Source organism: Brevundimonas sp. (assembly GCF_016463485.1).
Classification (GTDB): domain Bacteria; phylum Pseudomonadota; class Alphaproteobacteria; order Caulobacterales; family Caulobacteraceae; genus Brevundimonas.
Genome location: NZ_JAEMRD010000192.1, coordinates 1 through 4,913, shown reverse-complemented (window position 1 = coordinate 4,913; position 4,913 = coordinate 1). Strand labels below are relative to the sequence as shown.

7 protein-coding genes are annotated in these 4,913 nt (G+C 67.1%); 2 read left to right on the top strand and 5 right to left on the bottom strand.

The annotated features are described in order from the left end of the window. Positions 1 to 700: SDR family NAD(P)-dependent oxidoreductase (locus JHC99_RS17415; protein ID WP_292155919.1), on the bottom strand; the 700-nt coding region annotated here is incomplete at its 3' end. Positions 701 to 771: 71 nt separating this feature from the next. On the opposite strand from JHC99_RS17415, the gene JHC99_RS17410 reads away from it, so the two are divergent. Together JHC99_RS17410 and JHC99_RS17405 are read left to right on the top strand one after the other, a co-directional pair. Continuing rightward, on the top strand, positions 772 to 1,032 hold the full coding sequence (locus JHC99_RS17410) for a hypothetical protein (protein ID WP_292155917.1): 261 nt from the start codon (positions 772 to 774) through the stop codon (positions 1,030 to 1,032). Beyond that, positions 1,029 to 1,337, top strand: coding sequence for a type II toxin-antitoxin system RelE/ParE family toxin (locus tag JHC99_RS17405; protein WP_292155916.1), 309 nt, complete (start codon positions 1,029 to 1,031; stop codon positions 1,335 to 1,337). The genes JHC99_RS17410 and JHC99_RS17405 overlap by 4 nt, the downstream gene beginning before the upstream one ends. On the opposite strand, the gene JHC99_RS17400 is transcribed toward JHC99_RS17405, so the two are convergent. The 4 genes from JHC99_RS17400 to JHC99_RS17385 form a co-directional block, all read right to left on the bottom strand. Further along, entirely contained in the window at positions 1,331 to 1,681 is a 351-nt protein-coding gene (locus JHC99_RS17400) for a VOC family protein (protein WP_292155915.1), read from the bottom strand. The two genes, JHC99_RS17405 and JHC99_RS17400, sit on opposite strands and share 7 nt — an antisense overlap. Before the next feature lie 6 nt (positions 1,682 to 1,687). Then, positions 1,688 to 3,202: an amidophosphoribosyltransferase gene (purF, locus tag JHC99_RS17395; protein ID WP_292155913.1), complete on the bottom strand. Its 1,515-nt coding sequence runs from the start codon at positions 3,200 to 3,202 to the stop codon at positions 1,688 to 1,690. Positions 3,203 to 3,233: 31 nt separating this feature from the next. Continuing rightward, positions 3,234 to 3,830 (bottom strand): CvpA family protein, encoded by a 597-nt coding sequence (locus JHC99_RS17390; protein WP_292155912.1) that lies wholly within the window; start codon positions 3,828 to 3,830, stop codon positions 3,234 to 3,236. Positions 3,831 to 4,028: 198 nt separating this feature from the next. After that, the coding region (locus JHC99_RS17385) for a magnesium chelatase domain-containing protein (protein WP_292155911.1) at positions 4,029 to 4,913 on the bottom strand (885 nt) is incomplete at its 5' end.

Sequence of the window (4,913 nt, the reverse complement as noted above, 5' to 3'; positions counted from 1 at the left end):
GGGGTGGGGTCAGGTCGGGGCGGGCCAGTTCGACGACCAGAGGGCCGATCTGCGACGGATGGGGCAGGGTTTCGGGGTCTTCGCCCGGGAAGGCCTGGGCCCGCATCGCGGTGCGCATCCGGCCGGGGTCGAGGACGGCGACGCGGATCGAGGTGTTCTCGATCTCGTCGGCCCAGATCTTCATCATGATTTCGGCGCCCGCCTTGGTCGCGGCGTAGGGGCCCCAGAAGGCCTTGGGCACGGAGGTCAGGCTGGTGGTCAGGTGGATGACGCGGGCGGCGTCGGACTGACGCAACAGCGGCTCCAGCGAGCGGATCAGCCGATAGACGGCGGTCAGATTGGTCTTCTCGATCTTGCCCCAGCCGCGCGGGTCCAGGTGGGAAACAGGCGTCAGGCCGGCGGCCCCCAGTGTGGCGGCGGTGTGGACCCAGATGTCGAGCTTGCCGAAGCGCTCAAAGATCGCTCCGCCCAGCCGGTCGATGCCGCCGCCGTCCACGAGGTCGAAGGGGACGAGCGTGGCGTGCCTGCCGGTCGCGGCATAGATGGCGTCATCCAGCTCTTCCAGCCCCCCCTGCGTCCGGGCCGTCGCGACGACGTGGGCACCGGCCCTGGCCAGGGCAAGCGCGCTCTCATAGCCGATACCGCGCGAGGCGCCGACGACGAGGGCGATGCGGTCGGCGAGGGGAAGGGTCGAGGTCATCGCGGGGTCGTAGAAGTGGCGCGCGGGGGGGTCAATGTGTTACATTGTGATCAGATGCAAAGGATTCCGTCATGGCCAAGACTGCCGCGTTGACGTTGCGCGTGTCGCAAGAGGTCAAGGACAAGCTGGCCCGGCTTGCGGCCGAGACCGACCGTACCACGTCGGCCGTCGCTCAGCGCGCCTTGAGTGACTATCTCGATCATCAACTCTGGATGCTGGACGAGATCGAGAAGAGCCGTGAGGACTTCCGCCAGGGCCGAACAGTGACCCATGCGGAAGCCATGGCCAGGATCGACGCCATTATGACGAAGCATCGAAAAGACGCCGCATGAGGGAGATCGTCTGGTCGGACACGGCTATCGATCAATATGCGGATGCATTCGAATATCTTGCCGAAAGAAACCCGTCAGCGGCTGAGGATCTCAGGGTTCGAGTCCGCGAGGCTGTCGAACTCGTAGCGAGGCGACCGATCGGGCGACCGGGCCAATCAGCGGACACCTTTGAGAAGATCGTCCGGAAGACGTCCTACCTTCTGGTCTTCGAGCTTGTCGGGGACCGCCTGCATATTCTGCGCCTCTTCCACATGGCTCAGAATTGGCACGGCTGGAAGCGCTTGCCTTCCGACGAGTTTCAGTAACCCTCGGCGGCCTGCCACAGGCTGAAGCTCACGCCCTGGTCGTCGCAGACGACGCAGGACTGGCCGGTCGCGCTCTCTGCGGGGATAGCGGCCTTTCCGCCCAGTTCGGCGACGCGGGCGCAGGTCGCGTGGATATCATCGACGCGGAAATAGAGGTTGGGCTCGCTGGTCGGGCGTTCCGCCTTCACGAAACCGAAGGGGGGGGTCGAGTCCGCGACGTGGGCATAGGTCGACCGTGAAGCGTCCTCGTCGAACGTCCAGCCAAACAAAGCTCCGTAGAAGGCCCGGGCCTTGCCGATGTCGGCGGTGTCGAGGGTGAAATAGCCGAGCTGGACCTGCGTCATGCAAGCTTAAGCGCTGACCAGCAGGGAAAGTTGCCGATCCAGCATCTGGCGGCCGCCCTCCTCGATCTCACGGTCCACCAGACGGGTCGGATAGTCGCCGGTGAAATAGTGGTCGGTGAACTGCGGCATGGCCTCGTTGCGGCCCGTTTCGCCCATCGCCTTGTACAGGCCGTCGACCGACAGGAAGCCGAGCGAGTCGACCTCGAGGAACTGGCGCATCTCTTCCAGCGTCTGGTTGGCGGCGATCAGCTGGTCGCGTTCCGGCATGTCGATGCCGTAGAAATCGGGCCACAGGATCGGCGGGCTGGCCGAGCGCAGGTGGACTTCGGTCGCCCCGGCGTCGCGGACGGCGCGGACCAGTTTCACCGAGGTGGTGCCGCGCACGATCGAGTCGTCGATCAGCACGACCCGCTTGCCCTCCAGCACCGCGCGATTGGGGCTGTGCTTCATGGCCACGCCCTTCTGGCGGGCGCCCTGGCTGGGCTGGATGAAGGTGCGGCCCAGATAGTGACTGCGGATGATGCCCATCTCGTAGGGGATGCCGCTTTCCTGGGCATAGCCAAGCGCAGCGGGCACGCCGGAGTCGGGGACGGGCACGACGACGTCGGCATCAATCGGGAACTCGCGGGCCAGGCCCTGGCCCATGCGCTTGCGCACGCCATAGACCGAGCGACCGTTCACGACGCTGTCGGGCCGTGAGAAATAGACATACTCGAACAGGCAGGGGCGGGCGGCGCGGGCCGGGAAGGGCTTGAGCGAGCGCAGGCCTTCGTGATCGATGACGATGACCTCGCCGTGCTCGACGTCGCGCACGAATGTGGCACCGATGGTGTCGAGCGCGCAGGTCTCGGACGCCAGAACCCAGGCCTCGCCGATCTTGCCGAGCACCAGCGGGCGGATGCCGAGGGGATCGCGGGCACCGATCATCTTGGTGCGGGTTTGGGCGACGAGGGCGTATCCACCCTCGATCCGGGCCAGGGCGTCGATGAAGCGATCGACGATCTTGGCTTTGCGGCTGCGCGCGATCAGGTGGAGGATGACCTCGGAGTCCGAGGTCGACTGGAAGATCGAGCCCTCGCCGACCAGCTGGTTCCGCAGATAGTGGAAATTGGTCAGGTTGCCATTGTGGGCGATGGCGATGCCGCCCTGATCCAGATCGGCGAACATCGGCTGGATGTTGCGCAGGAAGCTGCCGCCGGCGGTGGAATAGCGGGTGTGACCCACGGCCGCCGCGCCGGGCATCCGTTCCTTGAGGTCCGTTCCGCCGAAGGCCTCGCCGACGTGGCCCATGTGGCGTTCGGTGTGGAAGCGGGTGTCGTTCACCGAGGCGATGCCGCAGGCTTCCTGGCCGCGATGCTGGAGGGCGTGCAGGCCGAGGGCGACGATGGCGGACGCCTCGTCCGCCTCGGCTCCCCAGACGCCGCAGACGCCGCATTCCAGACGCGGATGATCGTCATCGGCGTCGCGGAAATGCTCCCGGTGGACAACGGGGGCGGCGATGGAATGGTCAAGGCTGCTCATCGTGGGGGGCTCCGATGATAGCGGGGTGACATTACTGGGCAGGGGCGGCAGGCGAACTATTGCCTGTTTGGGGCGACTGCAAGGCTTCATCGTCGGAAAAGCCTCTGCGGACGGATGAATCGACGACGGGTGACAGGGCATCTGCCCCGCGGCCGATCCCCGGCAGGATGATCTGGATGGCGCGGGCGGCTCCGGCGCTGACGGGGCGCAGCATGGCCTCGCTCAGCCATCGAGGCGTCCGCTCGCCCGGCAAGGCCGCGACGATGACCAGATGAATGGCCCCCAGCAGGACCAGAGACCGACCTGCGCCGACGAAGACACCGAGGATGCGATCGACCCCGCCCAGCGTCGGGTGAGCCTGGGCCCGCTTCGACAGGATCGACCCGAAGATGCGGATGCCGAAATAGATGATCAGGAAGGCTGCGACGGCGGCGAAGATGGTGCCGGCCCAGTCGGGGTCGATCAGTGCCCGCCCGATTCGAGACGTCAGCGGCAGGCTGACCAGGGCCAGAAACGCCGCCAGCACGAAGCTGAGCAGGGTGATGACCTCGCGCGTCGCACCGCGCACCCAGCCGGCGGCGGCCGAGGCCAGGATGACCAGGATGGCGAAGGCGTCGAAGCCGGTCATTAGTTGGTTTCCTTCCCCCCTTGCGGGGGAAGGTGGCCGGCGGAGCCGGACGGATGGGGGGTACGATGATGCGGGACAGACACTGGAGCGCGAGTCACGGACAAGCCCGGTCTCACCCCCCATCCGTCGCGCTCCGCGCGCCACCTTCCCCCGCAAGGGGGGAAGGGGAATGTCGCCATCGCCTGCTTCATGCCTCCCCTAATACCTGTTCTGGGAGATTCGTTCGACGACTTCGGTCAATCGGTTGACGGATGTGACGGAAACGCCGCCGCCCTTGACGGTCAGGGGTGGTGCCAGGGCCTTGTCGAAGCCCAGTTTGGAGGCTTCGCGCAGGCGGGCTTCGGCGCGGCCGACGGCGCGGACCTCGCCCGACAGGCTGATCTCGCCGAAGACGATGCAGCCCTGCGGCAACGGTGTGTCGGTCACCGACGAGATCAGGGCGGCGGCGGCGGCCAGGTCGGCGGCGGGTTCGTTGATGCGCAGGCCGCCGGCGACGTTCAGATAGACGTCCTGCTGGCCGAATCCGACACCGCAGCGCGCCTCCAGCACCGCCATGACCATGGCCAGGCGTCCGGTGTCCCAGCCGATGACCGCGCGGCGCGGGGTCCCGTAGGCGGAGGGGGCCACCAGGGCCTGCATCTCCACCAGGACGGGACGCGAGCCCTCGATGCCGGCAAAGACGGCGGCGCCGGGCGCGCGGTCCTTGCCTTCGCCGAGGAACAGGGCCGAGGGGTTGGCGACCTCGGTCAGGCCGGCGTCGCCCATCTCGAACACGCCGATCTCGTCGGTGGCGCCGAAGCGGTTCTTACCCGCGCGCAGGATACGGAACGGATAGCCGCGCTCGCCCTCGAAGGTCATGACCGCATCGACCATGTGTTCGACGACGCGAGGGCCCGCGACCTGGCCGTCCTTGGTGACGTGGCCGACCAGGACGACGGCGGGGCCGCCCGCCTTGGCCATGCGGACCAGTTCGCCGGCGCAGGCGCGGACCTGGGTCACCGATCCGGGCCCGGCCTCGTGGACGTCGGACCAGAGGGTCTGGATCGAATCGACGATGACGATGTCGAACTTCTCGCGCTTCAG

What these genes read in the sequence shown, in the direction of transcription:
- JHC99_RS17410 (WP_292155917.1), top strand. Translation starts at nt 772, where the DNA reads ATGGCCAAGACTGCCGCGTTGACGTTGCGCGTGTCGCAAGAGGTCAAG.
- JHC99_RS17405 (WP_292155916.1), top strand. Translation starts at nt 1,029, where the DNA reads ATGAGGGAGATCGTCTGGTCGGACACGGCTATCGATCAATATGCGGAT.
- JHC99_RS17400 (WP_292155915.1), bottom strand. Translation starts at nt 1,681, where the DNA reads ATGACGCAGGTCCAGCTCGGCTATTTCACCCTCGACACCGCCGACATC.
- purF (WP_292155913.1), bottom strand. Translation starts at nt 3,202, where the DNA reads ATGAGCAGCCTTGACCATTCCATCGCCGCCCCCGTTGTCCACCGGGAG.
- JHC99_RS17390 (WP_292155912.1), bottom strand. Translation starts at nt 3,830, where the DNA reads ATGACCGGCTTCGACGCCTTCGCCATCCTGGTCATCCTGGCCTCGGCC.